Here is a 17,672-nt window from a genome sequence, read left to right as displayed (position 1 = left end):
TTTCGAATCTAGCGGCTGCGGCGGCCGGCGGCGGGCTTCCTGCGGTTCGCGAAGGCGCTGCGCACGCCGTAGCTGAACGCGGCCACCTTGATCAGCGGCGAACCCACCGTGGCCGCGACCAGCGAGGAAAGGGCGGAAATGTTGGCGGAAGCATCCGAGACATTGGATGAGATGCCATCCACTTTCTTCAGCTGCTGGTTGGTGGTGGAAACGGTGGCGGTGACCTCGTCCATCAGGGGCGTGGCGCCGTCGCTGATGGATTTGATGGCAGTGCGCACCTCGTCGAAAACACTTCCCAGCTTCAGGATGGGTACCGCGAGCAGCAGCACCAGGAGCGCGAACACCCCAGCAGCGATCAGGCCGGCAATATCGCCACCAGACATAGACGTTCATCTCCTCGAAATTCCGTGGTTGGGTCCCATCCGGGCCGGGCCCGGAAGGCCCGATGCGCAGATGTCCCCCAAGTACCTTACATACAAAGAAGCCCGTGGCGCTTGCCACGGGCTTCTTTGGATACGCTGCTGGGATTTAGCGTGCGTAGAATTCGACGACGAGCTGCTCTTCGCAGGTCACCGGGATTTCGGAACGCTTGGGGCGGCGGACCAGGCGGGCCTGCAGGGCTTCCAGCTTGACGTCCAGGTAGGCCGGGACGGCGGGCAGGACGTCGCGGTGGGCACCGGCTGCGGCAACCTGGAGCGGAACCATGGTTTCGCTGCGGCTGTGGACGTGGACCAGCTGGCCCTCGCCGACGCGGAACGACGGACGGTCAACGCGGATGCCGTCAACCATGATGTGGCGGTGCACAACCAGCTGGCGGGCCTGGGCGATGGTGCGGGCGAAGCCGGCACGCAGGACCAGGGCGTCAAGGCGCATTTCGAGCAGTTCGATGAGGTTTTCACCGGTCAGGCCCTTGGTGCGGCGGGCTTCCTCGAAGGCACGGGTCATCTGTGCTTCGCGGATGCCGTACTGGGCGCGCAGGCGCTGCTTTTCGCGCAGACGAACGGCGTAGTCGGAGTCCTGCTTCTTGCGGGCACGGCCATGCTCACCGGGGCCGTACGGGCGGCGCTCCATGTACTTGGCGGCCTTGGGGGTCAGAGCGATGCCGAGGGACCGCGAGAGGCGGGCCTGACGGCGAGCACGAGTGTTGTTAGCCACTTGTGTCCTTCCAATATCTGCGGTGTGTCAGTGTTACTGGCCTCCACGATGGAGAGCATCGGCCAACCGCTGCCTTTTGCTACTGGGCACAGGGCATAACCTTGCCAAACCGAATTGGGGAGATTGTGCGTCCGCGCCTTGCCAGACAAAGATTCAGCTTACCACGCCATCACGTGCCCCGGACAATCTTCCGCAAGCGCTCGAGCCGCTGAGCGATGTCCCGTTCAGCACCATTGCCGGTGGGCTGGTAGTAGTCGCGGCCCACCAGGTCATCCGGTGGGTACTGCTGGGTGGCGACAGCATGGGGTGCGTCGTGCGCATACTTGTAGCCCACGCCGTGGCCCAGCTGCTTCGAGCCCGGGTAGTGTGCATCGCGCAGGTGCGCGGGAATTCCGACGCCAAGCCCTGCCCGGACGTCAGCGATCGCCTTGTTGATTCCCATGTAGGCGGCGTTCGACTTCGGTGCGGTGGCCAGGTGGACCACGGCCTCCGCGAGGATGATCCGGCCCTCCGGCATGCCGATGAGCTGCACTGCCTGCGCTGCTGCCACGGCGGTCTGCAGCGCGGTGGGGTCCGCCATGCCCACGTCCTCTGCCGCCGAGATGACGATCCGCCGGGCGACGAAGCGGGGGTCCTCCCCCGCTTCGAGCATCCGGGCGAGGTAGTGCAGGGCGGCGTCCACGTCTGAACCCCTGATGGACTTGATGAAGGCACTGGTCACGTCGTAGTGCTGGTCTCCCGCCCGGTCATAGCGCACGGCCGCCGCATCCAGTGCGCGCTCGGTGTGGCGCAATTCCACGATGACCGGTTCAACCGCCGCACCTTCCGCCGCCGCTGAACGTTCGACGTCGTCCGCGTCACCAAAGGCGACCCCCGCCGCTGCTTCCAGCGCCGTCAACGCCCGGCGCGCGTCCCCGCCGGAGAGCCGGACCAGGTGTTCCAGTGCCTCGTCGCTGAGCCGGACCTTGCCTCCCAGCCCGCGCGGGTCCTCCACGGCCCGCACCAGGAGTCCCTCGATATCGGCGTCCGTGAGCGGCTTAAGCGTCAGGAGAAGGGACCGTGACAGCAGCGGGGAGACCACGGAAAAGGAAGGGTTCTCGGTGGTGGCAGCCACCAGGACCACCCAGCGGTTTTCGACGCCGGGCAGCAGCGCGTCCTGCTGGGCCTTGTTGAAACGGTGGATCTCGTCCAGGAAGAGCACGGTGGTGGTCTTGTAGAGGTCGCGGGCGGTGAGGGCGTCGTCCATGACGCGGCGAACGTCCTTGACGCCTGCGGTGATGGCGGACAGTTCAACGAACTTCCGCCCGGGCCCGCGGGCGATGACGTGCGCCAGCGTGGTCTTGCCGGTGCCCGGGGGTCCCCAGAGGATCAGCGAGCTCGGCCCGGCGGGACCTGCGGCGTCAGCCCCTGCCGCCAGCTGCCGCAGGGGCGAGCCCTGGCCGAGCAGGTGCTGCTGGCCCACCACTTCATCCACGCTGCGCGGCCGCATGCGTACCGCGAGCGGGCTCCGCGGCGATCCCTGTCCCCGCGCACCCTGTCCCCCGGTACTGGTGCCTGCCCCGGCGACGGGACCGTCGTCGTCGTCGTTTTCTGGGCCGTGCCCGAAGAGATCATCCACATAGATAGGCTACTTCCAGTCCACTCCTGCTTTTCCCCGGCTCCCTACAGCAAAGGATCGCCCATGCCCGCCACTGCTTCCGCCGGCGGCCCGCCGTCCGTCCGGACGGCGTTCGTGGCCGGTGCCCGGCTGGCCGGCTGGGTGGAACGGTTCGGTTCCTCCCACGGCGGTTTCCGGTTGCGGGATGACGACGACGGTCTCCGGCTTTTGGCCGCTGACGGTGCTGAGGCGCTCCTGCAGGCGCCGTGGCCGGCGGACGGCCGTCCGGGACGCGGCAACGATCCGGTGGAACGCCTGGCCGCGCTTGCGTCGCAGCCGCGCCGCCTGGGATTGCTCTTGGTGCGGCGGGGCGGCTACGGCATCGGGGTGGCAAGCGAGGGAAACCTGCTGGCGTCGAAAGCGGGAAGCCGGTATGTCCAGGCCCGAACGGCTGCCGGCGGCCAGTCACAGCAGCGCTTCGCCCGGCGGCGTTCCAACCAGGCCGATGCCCTGGTGGCAGCCGTGGCACAGCAGGCGGCGGAAGTCTTCCGTGCAGCGGCCTTCGAACACGTGGTGCCCGGAGGCGACCGTGCCCTGGCGGACCTCGTCCTGCAGGATCCTGCACTGCGTGGTTACGCGCAGGTGCCACGGCTCGCCTACCTCGACGTACCGGAGCCCAGGGCGGCGGTCCTGAAGAAGGCGGCGGCGGACGCGTGCTCCGTACGGGTCACGGTGGCGGACCCGGCGGGTTAGCGGCCGTCCCTGATTCAGCAACCGGTGGGGGCCCGCCGGGGGCGCTCCTGCCGGTAGAGGTAGCGGCCGGTTTCGAGGAACCCGGCTTTCGCGTACAGCTCCTGCGCGCCGTGGTTCGCCGCCGTCACCAGCAGCCAGTAGTCCGTCACGCCGCGGTGCCTGCCGGCCTGCAGCAGGGCCTGGAGAATGGCTGCTGCGTACCCGTTGCGGCGCGCGTCCGGGCGTGTGGCCATGCCGTAAACGCCGCCGAGGGTGCTGCCGGCAGGGATGGCAAGGCGTCCGACGGCGGCAGCGCGGCCGCCGCTGTCCCGCGCCAACGCGTAGACCGACGGGCACCCTTCGAGGATTGTCCTTGCGGTAGCCAGGGCATCCTCCCCGCCGCGGCCGTCCACTTCCCACCAGACGCGCAGCCATTCCCCGGACGGCATCGGTGCCAGTTCTACTGCAAGTTCTGACGATGCGGCTTCCCCGGGGGACTCAGGTGCACCGGCTACGGGGGCGCTGAGTGTCATGACCAAGGTCTCGGACTGGCGGGTGAACCGCTCTGCGTCGAGCAGGTCGTCGAGCGCCGACGTGACCGGGTTGTCGAAGAGCTGGAAGATCACCAGCAGCCGGCGCCTGCGGTACCAGGCCTTGGCCTCGGAAAGCTGGGCGGCCAGGTCGGCGTCGGATTGGCCGGCCTCCGGGGAACGCGGCCAGATGGAGTTGGCCCGCTGCGTAACGCCGCCTGCCGCCCTGAGCACCCAGTTGCCCGCTTCCTGCCGTTCCAGGGCCGGCCACGCAGCGTCCATGGCAGCTTCGAAGTCCAGGGCAGTTGGTTTCACATCGTCCGGGGTGGCCACCGGCAGTCCTTCCTTAACGGCCGAAGGTCCCCCGGATGACCCGGGGAACCTTCGGTGACGGCGCCTTGGCAGCTGCCGTCCTTGAACTAGTGCTTTTCTTCCGGCTTCCTGGCCTCCGGTTTGAAGTCCACGCCTGCTTCCTTGCGCTGCTGCGGCGTGATCGGCGCCGGTGCGGCGGTCAGCGGGTCGTAGCCGTTGCCGGTCTTCGGGAAGGCGATGACGTCGCGGATGGACTCGACGCCGGAGAGCAGAGCCACCACGCGGTCCCAGCCGAACGCGATGCCGCCGTGCGGGGGTGCGCCGAACTTGAAGCCCTCGAGCAGGAAGCCAAACTTCTCCTGCGCGTCCTCGTGCGAGAGGCCCATGACCTTGAAGACCCGCTCCTGCACGTCGCCCTGGTGGATACGGATGGAGCCGCCGCCGATTTCGTTGCCGTTGCAGACAATGTCGTAGGCGTAGGCCAGCGCCGTCTCCGGGTCGGTGTCGAAGGTGTCCATGAATTCGGGCTTGGGCGAGGTGAACGCGTGGTGCACGGCGGTCCACTGGCCCCCGCCGACGGCGACGTCACCGGAGGCAACCGCGGCCGCGGCCGGCTCGAACATGGGGGCGTCGACCACCCAGCAGAACGCCCAGTCGGCTGGGTTGATCAGGCCGGTGCGGTGGCCGATCTCCACGCGGGCGGCGCCGAGCAGGGCCCGGGACGGGGTCTTCTCGCCGGCGGCGAAGAAGATGCAGTCGCCGGGCTTGGCGCCGACGGCGTCGGCCAGGCCGGCGCGTTCGGTCTCGTTCAGGTTCTTGGCCACCGGGCCGGCCAGCTCGCCGTCTTCCTTGAAGAGGACGTAGGCCAGGCCCTTGGCGCCGCGCTGCTTGGCCCATTCCTGCCAGCCGTCCAGGGTGCGGCGCGGCTGGGAGGCCCCGCCGGGCATGACGACGGCGCCGACGTAGGGGGCCTTGAAGACGCCGAAGCTGGTGTCCTTGAAGAACTCGGTCAGTTCGGTGAGCTCCTGGCCGAAGCGCAGGTCCGGCTTGTCCGAGCCGTAGCGTGCCATCGCGTCGTTGTAGGTGATGCGCTGGATGGGCATCGGAATCTCGACGTCGATCAGCTTCCAGAGCGCCTTCACGATGCCCTCGCCGAGGCTGATGATGTCTTCCTGCTCGACGAAGCTGGCCTCGATGTCCAGCTGGGTGAACTCCGGCTGGCGGTCCGCGCGGAAGTCCTCGTCCCGGTAGCAGCGGGCGATCTGGTAGTACTTCTCGAAGCCGCCGACCTGGAGCAGCTGCTTGAACAGCTGCGGCGACTGCGGCAGCGCGTACCAGGAGCCGGGGGCCAGGCGGGCGGGGACCACGAAGTCGCGGGCGCCTTCCGGCGTGGAACGGGTCAGCGTCGGGGTCTCGATCTCGACGAAGCCTTCACCGTGCAGCAGCTCGCGGGCCACCCGGTTGGCCTCGGAGCGCAGGCGCAGGTTGCGGGCCGGGCCGGGGCGGCGCAGGTCCAGGTAGCGGTGCTTCAGGCGCGCTTCCTCGCCCACCTCGACGTGCTCGTCAATCTGGAAGGGCAACGGGTCGGAGGTGTTGAGGATGGTGACGTCCTCGGCGATGACCTCGATCTCGCCCGTGGCCAGCGCGGGGTTTTCGTTGCCTTCCGGACGCCGGGAAACAGTTCCCTTGACCTGCAGGACGTACTCGTTGCGCAGGCCGTGGAAGACCTCTTCTTCACGCACCACCACCTGGGAGACGCCGGAAGCATCGCGCAGGTCAACGAAGGCCACACCACCGTGGTCACGACGGCGGCCCACCCAGCCGGCCAGGGTTACGGTTTGTCCAATGTGCTCGGAACGAAGGGATCCGAGGTCATGTGTGCGCAGCACAGCACGCCTTTCTGCGGGAAAACAGTGGGAGTTCAATATGATCGTTCCGGGAACGATCCCGTCCGAGTTTACCCGCTGGAAAGGGACTGCCGCCGCATGAGCGAACCGCAGCAGCTGCAACGCCGCTTGGGAACCTTCGATGCTACGGCCATTGGCCTCGGTTCCATGCTGGGCGCGGGCGTGTTCGTGGTATTCGCCCCGGCGGCAGGGCTTGCTGGGAGTTTCCTGGTCCTCGCCGTGGTGGTCGCGGGCGTAGTGGCGTACTGCAATGCCGTTGCTTCCGCAGCCCTCGCCGCGAAGTACCCCACCAGCGGCGGGACCTACGTGTACGGCCGCAAACAACTCGGTGAGTGGCCGGGCTTTATTGCCGGGTGGGGTTTCGTGACAGGGAAGACTGCCTCGTGCGCCGCCATGGCTTTGACCTTTGGCAGTTACGTTGCGCCGGACTACGCGGTACCGGTGGCCGTAGCCGCCGTCGTGGCCCTCACCGGTGTCAACCTGCTGGGCATCACCCGTACCGCCCTGCTGACCCGGATCCTGCTGTGCATGGTCCTGGCGACGCTCGTGTTTGTTGCCGTCGCCGCAGTGCTCGGCCCGCATCCTGCCGCAGGGACAGCGGGCATGCAGTCCGGCGGCCTGGCTGGGGTCCTCCCTGCCGCGGGCCTGATGTTCTTCGCGTTTGCCGGGTACGCACGGATTGCAACCCTGGGCGAAGAGGTCAGGAACCCGGAGAGGGCCATCCCACGGGCTATCTTGGCGGCCTTGGCAGCCGCCTTCGCCATCTACCTGCTGCTGGCGGTGCTCCTGCTGGCGCATCTCGGAGGGCGGCTTTCCACTTCCGGGACCCCGTTGCTTGATGCAGTACTGGATTCCCGTCTTGCCCCGGCCGCACCGCTGGTCCAGGCGGGCGCCGCCGCGGCATGCCTGGGCGCGCTCCTTGCGCTGATCACGGGTGTGGGGCGGACCACCCTAGCCATGGCCCGGGAACGCGATCTTCCAGGCCCCCTGGCAAGGGTGGGCGGAACCCACACGGTCCCCTTCGTGGCAGAACTTGCCGTGGCCGCCGTCGTCATCCTGCTCCTGGTGACCACCAACGTGATGACCGTAGTGGGCTTCTCAAGCTTCGGCGTGCTGGTGTATTACGCAGTAGCGAACGCCGCTGCCTACACCCTTGCCGTCCACCCGAACTATGCTCCCCGGTGGCTCAACGCGGTGGGTTTCGCAGGGTGCGTGGTCCTGGCGTTCACGTTGCCGGCGGCCCCGGTACTGACCATGGCCGGCGTCATTGCCGCAGGCGTGGCGGGGCGCTGGCTGGTGCTTCGAGTCCGGCAGCACCAGCCAAGCCCATAGCCAGCCTCGCTAGACCGAAGCTGGAGCCGGTGCTGTTGTTTCAACCTGGACCGTGAGGTCCTCCAGCGGCGGCATCCAGGTTTCCGGGGCTGCCAGTACCTGCTCGCCGGTGCGGATGTCCTTGACCTGGTGGGTGCCGTCGTCGTCCGTGAACCAGACGAACGGAATGCCGCGCCGGTCAGCGAACTTGATCTGCTTGCCGAACTTCTCCGCCTTCGCCGCAACTTCGGTGGGAATACCCCGGCTGCGCAGCAGGGCAGCAACGTCCTGGGCGGCGCCCCAGCTGTCGTCGTGGCTCAATGCCACCAGCACGGCAGTAGGAACTGAGCGGGAGGCCTTGGCCAGCTCCTGGCTCAGGATCCGGGATACCAGGCGGGTGACGCCGATGGACAGGCCTACGCCGGGGAACTTGCGGTTGCCTTTGGACGCCAGGGCGTCGTAGCGGCCGCCGGAGCAGATGGACCCCAGCTGCTCGTGGCCCACCAGCACGGTTTCCACCACCGTGCCGGTGTAGTAGTCCAGTCCGCGGGCGATGCTCAGGTCCGCCAGGACCTTGCCCGGGGCCCGCTGGACGGCGGCATCAATCACCTGTTCCAGTTCGTCCAGGCCCTCGTCGAGGAGCTCGTCGCTGACGCCCAAGGCGCGGACCTGTGCCACGAAGGAGGTGTCTTCCGTGCGGATGGCTGCAAGCTGGAGAGCCTTTGCCGCCTGCTCGTCGGAGGCACCCAGCTCCGTCTTCAACAGCTCCGTTACCTTGGCAGGACCGATTTTTTCGAGCTTGTCGATGCTGCGCAGCACGCCGGCTGTGTCATCAAGCCCAATTCCCCGGTAGAAACCTTCAGCCAGCTTGCGGTTGTTGATCCGGAGCCGGAAGTCAGGGATGGGCAGTGCCCTGAGCGCTTCGGCGATCACCAAGGCAATCTCCACGTCGTAGCGGAACGGCAGCTCACCGTCGCCCACAACATCGATGTCCGCCTGGGTGAACTCGCGGGCCCGGCCTTCCTGGGGCCGCTCGCCGCGCCATACCTTCTGGATCTGGTAGCGGCGGAACGGGAACGCAAGGTACCCGGCGTTTTCCACGACGTACCGGGCAAACGGAACCGTCAGGTCAAAATGCAGGGCAAGCGCGTGGGGGTCAGCCTTGCCGCCCTTGGCGGGAGTGTCGCCGTCGTCCTCCTGCAGCCTGCTGAGCCCATACACCTCTTTGTCGATCTCGCCCTTGCGCAGCAACTGGCCCACCGTTTCCACCGCGCGGGTTTCGATCGAGGCGAATCCGTGCAGTTCAAAGACCCGGCGCAGGGTATCGAGCACATGCAGCTCCACCAGCCGCTCCTCGGGAAGCCACTCGGGGAATCCGGACAGGGAGGCGGTGCGTGCCATGGGGAAAGTTCTCCTTACGGTGAAAGGTGCGCCGGGGGCTGCCCGCGCGCCGCACCAAGGCGACGTTCGGGGGCAGCACAGCCAGCCATGCATAAACTATGTGCGGCAGCCAGTTTATGCGCCATCCGTGTGCATCTCTAATGCAACGGACCGGCGCTGATACCGGCCCCACCTGCGCCCTGCGGCCATCCGCAGGGCACCAGCAGCCCGACGACGAGGAGGACCCTTGGCGGCCAGTTCACGCAGTGCCCGCGAAACAAAACGGCGCATCCAGCAGATGGAGGCCAAGCGCGAGCTGCGGCGCAACCAGGACAAGCGGCGTAAACGCGACAACTTCGTGGCCGCCGGAGCGGGAGCTGCCGCCGTCGCACTGGCCGTTGTACTCCAGCTCACCGCCTTCGCCGGGAATCCAACGGAGGACGAATACGCTGCCGCCCAAGCCGGGCTGACCGATCCGTCGGCCTCCGCAAGCGCTTCCGCCACCCCTTCCCCGCAGGTCTCCAACGGAGCGAACATTCCAGCAGCGGACACGGCCGCGGGGAAGACCTTCTCCGGTGAGCTCTCGCTGAACGGCAGCCCGCTGGGCGTGGAAGTGGATGGCACCAAGGCACGGCAGGCCGCTGCAGTGTTCAAGTCACTCACCGATCAAGGTTTCTTCAACGGCAAGGCCTGCCACCGCCTGACCACAGCGGACCAGTTCGGTGTCCTGCAGTGCGGCTCCGCCAACGGTGACGGCCAGGGCGACCCGAACTACACCTGGGGTCCCCTGGAAAACACCCCCGCGGACAACAAATATCCCGCAGGGACCATAGCCGTTGCGCGGACCGGGAACAACGCCTACGGCAACGGGACCCAGTTCTTCATCGTCTACAAGGACACCGTCATCAACCCGGACTCGGCCGGAGGCTATACGGTGGTGGGCAAGGTGACGTCCGGGCTGGATACCGTGTCCAGGATTGCCGCCGCAGGTATTACGCCGGGGGCAAGTGACACAGACGGCGCACCGATTCAACCAGTCACGATAGACTCGTTTTCTCTGAAGTAGGACGCCGGGCCGCAGCGGCCCCGGTGCAGTACGTGAGTATTTCCCTCCAAGCGAAAGACTTTTAGCGGTGACAGACAGTCAGAAATCCGACGAAACAGCAACAGACATGACCCTGGCGGCGGCCTCGGACACCACCGAAGACGCCGGCACCGAGGCAGGCACCGCCCAGGCAGCCGCAGCCCCGGAGGAGGCCGCTCCTGCGGACGCACCTGACGCGGAGCCTGCACCGGCACCGGGCCCCCGGCCGTCCGCACCGTCTCCAGCCGCCTTTGCGTCGCGTCCGAAGCCCGCTGCCGCCGCTCCTGTCGCTGCACCCGTTCCTGCCGCGCCCAGCACGTCTGTTGCCGAGGCCTCCAAGTGGGGCAGGGTGGAGGGTGACGGCCACGTTTACCTGACCATCGACGACGGTGAACACCCGGTCGGGCAGTACCCCGGCGTCAGCGCCGAGGAAGCCTTGATCTACTTCGCGCGGAAGTATGACGACGTCGTGGCGCAGATCGTGCTCCTGGAACAGCGGGTCAGCTCCAAGGCCCCCAGCACGGACATGCAGAAGACGGTGACGCACCTGCACGAGCAACTCGCCGAACGGAACATGGTGGGTGACCTCCGCGCCGCCGAAGCGAGGTTGGAAAAGCTTGCCGGCCAGATCACGGAACTCGAGAAGACCGAGAAAGCCGAGCACGACGCCGTCCGCGCCGCCGAGCTCGCTGCCCGGGAAGCCATTGTGGCGGAAGCCGAGCAGATTTCCGGCCAGGATCCCGCGCAGACGCAGTGGAAGACGTCCAGCGCCCGGATGAACGAGTTGTTCGAGAACTGGAAGGCCGCACAGAAGAGCGGTGTCCGGCTGGGCCGGAGCAATGAGGATGCGCTGTGGAAGCGGTTCAGGGCTGCCCGGACCGTCTTTGACCGCCACCGCCGGGCCTATTTCTCCCAGCTGGACAGCAACAACTCGTCGGCAAAGGCCGCCAAGGAGAAGCTGATTGCGGAGGCAGAGGCCCTGTCCACGTCAACGGACTGGGGCTTCGCCGCCGGCGAGTACCGCCGGCTGATGGACCAGTGGAAAGCATCGCCGCGGGCCAGCCGGAAGGACGACGACGCGCTCTGGGCCAGGTTCCGTGCTGCCCAGGATGTCTTCTTCACCAACCGTCAGGCCGCCAACGACGAGATCGACCAGGAATACACGGCCAACCTGGCCGTCAAGGAAGAGCTGCTGGCCGAAGCCAACGCGATTCTCCCGGTGAACGACCTCGCGGCCGCAAAGAAGGCACTGCAGTCCGTCCGTGACCGGTGGGAAGAAGCAGGCAAGGTGCCCCGGGCAGACATGGGCCGGATCGAAGCCGGCCTGCGGAAGGTGGAGGACGCCGTCCGCCACGCCGAGGAAGAGCAGTGGCAGCGGTCCAACCCGGAGCGCAAGGCCCGCACCAACAGCGCCCTGTCGCAGCTGGAGTCCGCGATTGCAGGGCTCCAGGAAGACCTAGCCAAGGCTGAGAAGAGCGGCGACCAGCGCAAGATCAAGGCCGCCCAGGAGGCCCTCGAAGCCCGCCAGGCCTGGCTGGACCAGATCCAGCGGTCGGCCAGCGAGCTGTCCTGACGCGCAGTCCTGACTGACGCACAGGCCCGGTCCGGTTATCCACATAACCGGACCGGGCCTGTCCCGTTTAACGGCCATCCGGGCAGGATGGGGACATGGCCACAGCACCAGTCCCTTCCGTTTCCGGGCAACGCAGCCCCGCTATCGCGGGCCCTCCCCCGGCAGGCGGCCAGGTCCCGGCCACAGATGCCGCCTTCGCTCCCCGTTTTCCGGAACTGTATGCCCCCGGGGTTCCCTTTGCCGGGCCGGAACTGCAGTCCCTCGCCGCCGACGGGTTGTTGGCCCGGTTCCACCAGCACGGCTACACCCTGCCAGGGGTGCCCGCGTCGCCGAAGCTGAGGGCCCGCGCAGCGGCCGCCGTGGTTCCCACGGCGGTACGGCAACGCGTGGTCGCGGGGCGAATGACCGCAGCCTGGATCTACGGTTGCGCTGCGGAACCTGACCGGCTGGCATTGTTGGTGGACACGAAACGGAGGGTCTCAAGCCTGCGGAACACGCGCGGCTGCACCCTTCACGAAGTAAAACTCGGTCCGCTCGATGTCATCAGCCTCGGCGGACTGATGGTCTCCAGTCCGCTGCGGACGGCTTTGGATATTGCGCTGCACGTGGAAGCCGAACGCGCCGTGCCCGCCCTCACCGCACTGCTGGCCCGCCCACAGCAGGACGTGGCGCTGCGGCTGCTGGTGCGCGCCATCGAAGCGACTCCCCGGGTGCCCCACAAGCGCGGGGCACTGGAAAAGCTGGCGCTGTTAGCTCCGGCGCTTGTTCCCGGTGGTGCGGTAGACATCGAACACCCCGTCGATCCTTCGGACGGCGCTCAGCACGTGGCTGAGGTACTTGGGGTCGCCCATCTCGAAGGCGAACTTTGAGATGGCCACGCGGTCGGTGGACGTATGGACGCTTGCCGCCAGGATGTTGACGTGGTTCTCCGACAGGACTCGCGTGACGTCCGAGAGCAGGGATTTGCGGTCAAGGGCTTCTACCTGGATCTCCACCAGGAACACGCTTGACTGGGTAGGCGCCCAGTCAACGTCCACGATCCGGTCCGGCTGGTCCTTGAGGTCCGAGATGTTGGTGCAGTCGGTGCGGTGCACGGAAACGCCCGAGCCCCTGGTCACGAAGCCAAGGATGGGATCCGGCGGCACCGGGGTGCAGCACCGGGCCAGCTTGACCCAAACGTCGCCGACGCCACGGACCACAACGCCGGAATCGGAGAAGCGGGCTTTCGTAACCTGGGTGGGGATGCTGATCTCTTCGACGTCATCATCGCCGCCTTCGTTGCCGCCCAGGCTCTCGATGAGCTTCTCCATGACGGACTGGGCCGAGGTATGGCCGTCGCCCACGCCTGCGTAGAGGCCCGAGATATCGGTGTACTTGAATTCCTCGGCCACGGCAGCCAAGGCTTCGTGCGTCATCAGGCGCTGCAACGGAAGGTTCTGCTTCCGCATGGCGCGGGTCAGGAGTTCCTTGCCGCGGTCGATCGCCTCTTCGCGGCGTTCCTTGCTGAACCACTGGCGGATCTTGTTGCGGGCCCGCGCGCTCTTGACGAAGTGCTGCCAGTCCTGGCTGGGTCCGGCGCCCTCAGCCTTCGACGTGAAAATCTCCACCCAGTCGCCGTGGTTCAGTTCGCTGTTGAGTGGAACCAGCTTCCCGTTGACCCTGGCGCCAATGGTTCGGTGACCCACCTCGGTGTGCACGGCGTAGGCGAAGTCAACGGGAGTCGATCCTGCCGGCAACGCCATGACCTCACCCTTGGGGGTGAAGACGAACACTTCGCGGGCGTTGATCTCAAAGCGGAGCGAATCCAGGAACTCTCCGGGATCGGACGTCTCCTGCTGCCAGTCCACCAGGGAGCGCAGCCAGCCCATGTCGCCGTCGCGCGGGCTGCCCGGCCCCACGGCGGTGCGGTTGGGCTGGTCCTTGTACTTCCAGTGCGCGGCGACGCCGTACTCGGCCCGGCGATGCATCTCATGGGTCCGGATCTGGATCTCCACCGGCTTGCCGCCAGGCCCGATCACGGTCGTGTGCAGGGACTGGTACATGTTGAATTTGGGCATCGCGATGTAGTCCTTGAACCTGCCGGGCAACGGGTTCCAGCGCGAATGCATGGTGCCCAGGGCGGCATAACAGTCCCGGACGGAGTCCACCAGGACACGGACACCCATGAGGTCATTGATGTCGTCAAAGTCCTTATCGCGGACAATCATCTTTTGGTAAATCGAGTAATAGTGCTTCGGCCGGCCGGTGATGGTGGCCTTGATACGGGCGGCACGCAGGTCCTCGGTGATCTGGTCCCGGATCACGCCCAGGCTCTTTTCCCGCTCCGGGGTCCGGTCCCCCACCATACGGACAATCTCTTCGTACACCTTGGGATAAAGCGCCGCGAAGGACAGGTCCTCAAGCTCCCATTTGATGGTGTTCATACCCAGGCGGTGGGCCAGCGGAGCAAAAATCTCCAGTGTCTCCCGGGCCTTGCGCGCTGATGACTCCGCGGACACGAACCGCCAGGTGCGGGCATTGTGCAGCCGGTCCGCCAGCTTGATCATCAGGACCCGGATGTCCTTGGCCATGGCTACGACCATCTTGCGGACCGTCTCGGACTGGGCGGCCTCGCCGAAGCTCACCTTGTCCAGTTTGGTTACGCCGTCGACCAGCATGGCCACTTCCGGACCAAAGTCGCGCTTCAGGTCCGCAAGGGTATAGGGGGTGTCCTCCACGGTGTCGTGCAGCAGGGCAGCTGCAAGGGTGGTTCCGCTGAGTCCCAGTTCCGCCAGGATGGTGGCGACTGCGACGGGGTGGGTGATGTACGGGTCGCCGCTCTTTCGCTTTTGCCCGCGGTGGCTTCGCTCGGCGACGTCGAAGGCACGCTGGATGAGGTCAAAGTCCTCTTTGGGATTGTTGGCCCTGACCGTCCGCAGCAGCGGTTCGAGGATGGGCGAGTAAGTGGCCGTCCCCCGCCCTGTCAGGCGGGCAAGCCGGGACCGGGTGCGCTCCCGGCGCCCGGGAAACGTGGCACGGGAGCCTGAGTTGTCAACGGGAACCAACGATCCGGGGCGCGCCGAAGATGCCATACCGGCCTGTACACCGGCAGGATCATTAGCATCCTCAGCCGTAGGCGCCGACGCCGCTCGTTCTTCCAATGAAGCACCCCTCACCACCATTTAATTACCCCAGTCTATTCCCCAAGGCAGCGACTTTTATAACCGGCCCCGCATACGCCAGGACCGGGCAACGCAGAGTCTGCGTTGCCCGGTCCTGGTGGGAGCAGCGGGTGCCGTCGGGGGCGGATCAGGCCTTGGCCGGCGAGGCGGGAACTGCCCGTTCTGCCGCGCCCGCACGCCGTTGTTCGACGCGCCGCGCCTGCTTGACCAGGTCCGGTTCGCCCTGGCGGAGCCACGCATACAACGGGGCAGCCACAAATATGGTGGCTGCCGTACCAATGAGGATTCCGACGAACAAGGCCAGCGACAGGTCGCGCAATGTACCCGCACCCAGAAGCCCGGCACCGATGAAGAGGATGGCCCCGACCGGAAGGATGGCCACCATCATGGTGTTGATGGAGCGCACCAGGGTTTGGTTGACGGCGAGATTGACCTCCTCGCCGAACGTCCGGCGGGTGGAGGCATCAATACCGGAGGTGTTTTCCCGGATCTTGTCGAAGACCACCACGGTGTCGTACAGCGAGTAGCTGAGGACCGTGAGGAAGCCGATGATGGCCGACGGCGTGACTTCGAAGTCGCTGAGGGCGTAGACCCCTGCGGTGATGAACATCGTCACCGCCATGCCGGCGAGAGCCGAGAGCGACATCTTCCACGTGCGGAAGTACAGGGCCATCAGCAGCGCCGCGAGGAGCACGAATACCACCAGGCCGATCAGCGCCTGCTTAGTCACGTCCGCACCCCAGGTGGGACCGACAAACGTGGATGTCACCTCGTTGTCGGTGACACCGTAAGCCGTGGTCAAGCCTTGCTTGATCTTGAGGGTTTCATCATCAGCAAGCTTGTCGGTCTGGATGCGCATGGTGTTGCCTGCGATGTTTGCCACCCGGGGAACACTTCCGGCCACGACATCGGTCACTGCGTGCTCACCCACGGTGGGGTCGGTGGTCTTCACATTGGAAACCGTGAATTCGGATCCGCCGCGGAATTCGATGCCGAGGTTGAAGCCCCCCTTGGCCACCGGGATGATGATGGAGAGTGCCACTGCCACGGCAGCGATCAGGAACCAGATCTTCTTGGCTCCGACGAAGTCGTAGGAGCGCTTTCCGGTGTAAAGCTCATTACCAAAGCTGGCGAAGCCTGACATTACTTGTTCTCCTTCGCGGAGGTTTTCGACGAGCCGGCGAGCTGTTCCTGCTTCTCCGCCAGGCGCCGTTCGGCGATGGTCATGCGGCGCTCGGCCTCGGCCGCGGCACCGGCATTCTTGCCGCGCACCGCCACGGGCCGGTCCTCAGGGGTCCGGATACGGCCGGCACCGCGGTACAGCGGCACCGCTCCGAGCCGTTCGGGGTCCAGGCCGGAAAACTTGTGGCCCTCGCCAAAGAACCTGGTCTGCGCCAGGAGCTGCAAGGTGGGGTGCGTGAACATGAATACCACGATGAGGTCGGCGATGGCCGTCAGGCCCAGGGTGAAAGCGAACCCCCGGACGTTGCCAACGGCCACGAAGTACAGGACGAGGGCAGCGAGGAGGTTGACCGCCTTGGAGGCAAGGACGGTGCGCTTGGCACGCTTCCAGCCGTTCTCGACGGCGGACACCAGGCCGCGGCCCTCACGCAGTTCGTCACGGATGCGTTCGAAGTAGACGATGAACGAGTCAGCCGTCTGGCCGATGGCCACGATGATGCCCGCGACGCCCGCGAGGGACAACCGGTAGTTCTCGGTCCAGCCAAGGATCGCGATCGCCAGGTAAGTCAACGCTCCGGCCACCACCAGGGATGCGATGGTGACAAATCCGAGGGCCCGGTACTGGAACAGCGAGTAGACCACCACAAGGAGGAGGCCGATCAGGCCGGCCAACAGGCCCATGCGCAGTTGTTCGCCACCGAGCGTGGCCGAAATCTGCTGGTCACTCTGGATTTCGAAGCTGATGGGCAGGGCACCGAATCGCAGCTGGTCGGACAACGCCTTGGCGGTCTGCTCGGTGAAGCCACCGGTGATCTGCGGGCGGCCGTCGGTGATGACAGCCAACGACCGCGGGGCGGAAATGACGCGATCGTCCAGCACAATGGCGAACTGGGACTTCGGATCGGTGCCCGACTCGCCGCCGGCGGCAACGTAGAACTGGTTCAGCCGCTCGGTGACGTCCTTGAATTTGGCCGTACCCTCGGCGTCGAACTGGATGTTGACGGCCCAGTCATTGGTGACAGCGCCCTGTGCGCCCTGCTGCAGCTGGAAGGACGAGGTGACGATATTGGTGCCCTTGACCTCTACCGGCCCCAGGATGTACTTGATGGCAGGAGTTTTGGCGGTGGCAGGTTCGCAGGTGACCAGCGGCTTGGTGGGATCGGACCGCTGCGCGTTCTCGGCCTGGGGACTGTTGCAGTCCAGTGCTTCGAACTGCTTGTAAATCTCCGGGGTGATCCAGTTGGTGTCGCTGCTGTTGGCCGGCGCAGCCGTTGGCTTGGGCAGCTGGGCGTCCGGAGTCTGCGACTCCGGCGGCACCGCTGCTCCGTCACCGTTGAGGATGACAGGCCGGAAGTTCATGTCGGCGGATGCCTGGATCAGGTTCCGGGTTTCAGCGGACGGCGTGCCGGGGAGGCTGACCACCACGTTGCGACCGGACTGGGTGCTGATTTCCGCTTCGGAGACACCGGAGCCGTCCACGCGCTGGCGGATGATCGCCACGGCCTGGTTGAGTTGCTGTTCGTTGATGTCCGAACCCCCCTCAACCTTCGGCGCCAGGATCATCTGGGTGCCGCCTTCGAGGTCCAGGGCCAGTTTGGGTGCCCAGCTGGCTTGTCCGGCGATGGTGCCGCCCGCCAGGACGGCGGTCAGCGCTGCCAGGACTACACCAAGCCAGACCAGGACGCGGAGCCCTGGTTTCTTGCGGCCAGTTCGTGCCATTGTCGATCTTTCTCTTATTCGCGGAAGAA

Annotated in this window: 14 protein-coding genes; 5 read left to right on the top strand and 9 right to left on the bottom strand. The window is 66.3% G+C overall.

Annotation, left to right across the window (positions count from 1 at the left end; translation table 11 throughout):
• Window positions 1–8 precede the first annotated feature (8 nt).
• The 3 genes from QRN53_RS05085 to QRN53_RS05075 all read right to left on the bottom strand — a co-directional run bounded on the left by QRN53_RS05085 (window position 9) and on the right by QRN53_RS05075 (window position 2,773).
• Window positions 9–383 carry a DUF948 domain-containing protein gene (locus tag QRN53_RS05085; RefSeq protein WP_018761438.1) on the bottom strand — a complete coding sequence of 125 codons (375 nt, stop codon included), beginning with the start codon at window positions 381–383 and terminating at the stop codon, window positions 9–11.
• A 145-nt stretch (window positions 384–528) separates the two neighbouring features.
• Complete coding sequence (rpsD, locus tag QRN53_RS05080) at window positions 529–1,155, bottom strand: 30S ribosomal protein S4 (protein WP_043454433.1); 627 nt, start codon at window positions 1,153–1,155, stop codon at window positions 529–531.
• Window positions 1,156–1,324: 169 nt separating this feature from the next.
• Entirely contained in the window at window positions 1,325–2,773 is a 1,449-nt protein-coding gene (locus QRN53_RS05075) for a replication-associated recombination protein A (RefSeq protein WP_285242928.1), read from the bottom strand.
• Window positions 2,774–2,836: 63 nt separating this feature from the next.
• Between QRN53_RS05075 and QRN53_RS05070 the strand changes: the two genes are divergently transcribed.
• Entirely contained in the window at window positions 2,837–3,505 is a 669-nt protein-coding gene (locus QRN53_RS05070; RefSeq protein ID WP_285242927.1) for an acVLRF1 family peptidyl-tRNA hydrolase, read from the top strand.
• A gap of 14 nt (window positions 3,506–3,519) precedes the next feature.
• Here QRN53_RS05070 and QRN53_RS05065 read toward each other — a convergent pair whose 3' ends face one another.
• The gene (locus tag QRN53_RS05065) at window positions 3,520–4,353 is read right to left on the bottom strand and encodes a GNAT family N-acetyltransferase (protein WP_285243226.1); all 834 of its coding nucleotides are present in this window, start codon (window positions 4,351–4,353) and stop codon (window positions 3,520–3,522) included.
• Between the two features lie 80 nt (window positions 4,354–4,433).
• A complete protein-coding gene (gene aspS / locus QRN53_RS05060) occupies window positions 4,434–6,215 on the bottom strand; it encodes an aspartate--tRNA ligase (RefSeq protein ID WP_285242926.1) in 1,782 nt (593 codons plus the stop codon).
• Window positions 6,216–6,311: 96 nt separating this feature from the next.
• Between aspS and QRN53_RS05055 the strand changes: the two genes are divergently transcribed.
• Window positions 6,312–7,565 carry an APC family permease gene (locus tag QRN53_RS05055; protein WP_285242925.1) on the top strand — a complete coding sequence of 418 codons (1,254 nt, stop codon included), beginning with the start codon at window positions 6,312–6,314 and terminating at the stop codon, window positions 7,563–7,565.
• 9 nt (window positions 7,566–7,574) lie between these two features.
• Here QRN53_RS05055 and hisS read toward each other — a convergent pair whose 3' ends face one another.
• Window positions 7,575–8,945 carry a histidine--tRNA ligase gene (hisS, locus tag QRN53_RS05050; protein ID WP_285242924.1) on the bottom strand — a complete coding sequence of 457 codons (1,371 nt, stop codon included), beginning with the start codon at window positions 8,943–8,945 and terminating at the stop codon, window positions 7,575–7,577.
• A 226-nt stretch (window positions 8,946–9,171) separates the two neighbouring features.
• Here hisS and QRN53_RS05045 point away from each other — a divergent pair, with 226 nt between their 5' ends.
• The 3 genes from QRN53_RS05045 (at window position 9,172) to QRN53_RS05035 (ending at window position 12,450) form a co-directional block, all read left to right on the top strand.
• Window positions 9,172–9,990 (top strand): peptidylprolyl isomerase, encoded by an 819-nt coding sequence (locus tag QRN53_RS05045; protein WP_285242923.1) that lies wholly within the window; start codon window positions 9,172–9,174, stop codon window positions 9,988–9,990.
• Between the two features lie 67 nt (window positions 9,991–10,057).
• On the top strand, window positions 10,058–11,581 hold the full coding sequence (locus tag QRN53_RS05040) for a DUF349 domain-containing protein (protein WP_285242922.1): 1,524 nt from the start codon (window positions 10,058–10,060) through the stop codon (window positions 11,579–11,581).
• Between the two features lie 95 nt (window positions 11,582–11,676).
• Window positions 11,677–12,450: a type IV toxin-antitoxin system AbiEi family antitoxin gene (locus QRN53_RS05035; RefSeq protein WP_285242921.1), complete on the top strand. Its 774-nt coding sequence runs from the start codon at window positions 11,677–11,679 to the stop codon at window positions 12,448–12,450.
• Here the strand turns inward: QRN53_RS05035 and QRN53_RS05030 are convergent.
• The 3 genes from QRN53_RS05030 to secD form a co-directional block, all read right to left on the bottom strand.
• Window positions 12,331–14,721 carry a RelA/SpoT family protein gene (locus QRN53_RS05030; RefSeq protein WP_502934819.1) on the bottom strand — a complete coding sequence of 797 codons (2,391 nt, stop codon included), beginning with the start codon at window positions 14,719–14,721 and terminating at the stop codon, window positions 12,331–12,333. The two genes, QRN53_RS05035 and QRN53_RS05030, sit on opposite strands and share 120 nt — an antisense overlap.
• Before the next feature lie 148 nt (window positions 14,722–14,869).
• On the bottom strand, window positions 14,870–15,886 hold the full coding sequence (gene secF / locus QRN53_RS05025; RefSeq protein WP_285242919.1) for a protein translocase subunit SecF: 1,017 nt from the start codon (window positions 15,884–15,886) through the stop codon (window positions 14,870–14,872).
• Complete coding sequence (gene secD, locus QRN53_RS05020) at window positions 15,886–17,643, bottom strand: protein translocase subunit SecD (protein ID WP_285242918.1); 1,758 nt, start codon at window positions 17,641–17,643, stop codon at window positions 15,886–15,888. The genes secF and secD overlap by 1 nt, the downstream gene beginning before the upstream one ends.
• Between the last annotated feature and the right edge of the window lie 29 nt (window positions 17,644–17,672).

Source organism: Pseudarthrobacter sp. fls2-241-R2A-127, from assembly GCF_030209355.1.
Taxonomy (GTDB): Bacteria; Actinomycetota; Actinomycetes; order Actinomycetales; family Micrococcaceae; genus Arthrobacter.
The sequence above is the reverse complement of the archived record's forward strand: the minus strand, read 5'-3'. Positions and strand labels throughout refer to the sequence as shown.

What these genes read in the sequence shown, in the direction of transcription:
- QRN53_RS05085 (WP_018761438.1), bottom strand. Translation starts at nt 383, where the DNA reads ATGTCTGGTGGCGATATTGCCGGCCTGATCGCTGCTGGGGTGTTCGCG.
- QRN53_RS05070 (WP_285242927.1), top strand. Translation starts at nt 2,837, where the DNA reads ATGCCCGCCACTGCTTCCGCCGGCGGCCCGCCGTCCGTCCGGACGGCG.
- QRN53_RS05055 (WP_285242925.1), top strand. Translation starts at nt 6,312, where the DNA reads ATGAGCGAACCGCAGCAGCTGCAACGCCGCTTGGGAACCTTCGATGCT.
- hisS (WP_285242924.1), bottom strand. Translation starts at nt 8,945, where the DNA reads ATGGCACGCACCGCCTCCCTGTCCGGATTCCCCGAGTGGCTTCCCGAG.
- QRN53_RS05035 (WP_285242921.1), top strand. Translation starts at nt 11,677, where the DNA reads ATGGCCACAGCACCAGTCCCTTCCGTTTCCGGGCAACGCAGCCCCGCT.
- secF (WP_285242919.1), bottom strand. Translation starts at nt 15,886, where the DNA reads ATGTCAGGCTTCGCCAGCTTTGGTAATGAGCTTTACACCGGAAAGCGC.
- secD (WP_285242918.1), bottom strand. Translation starts at nt 17,643, where the DNA reads ATGGCACGAACTGGCCGCAAGAAACCAGGGCTCCGCGTCCTGGTCTGG.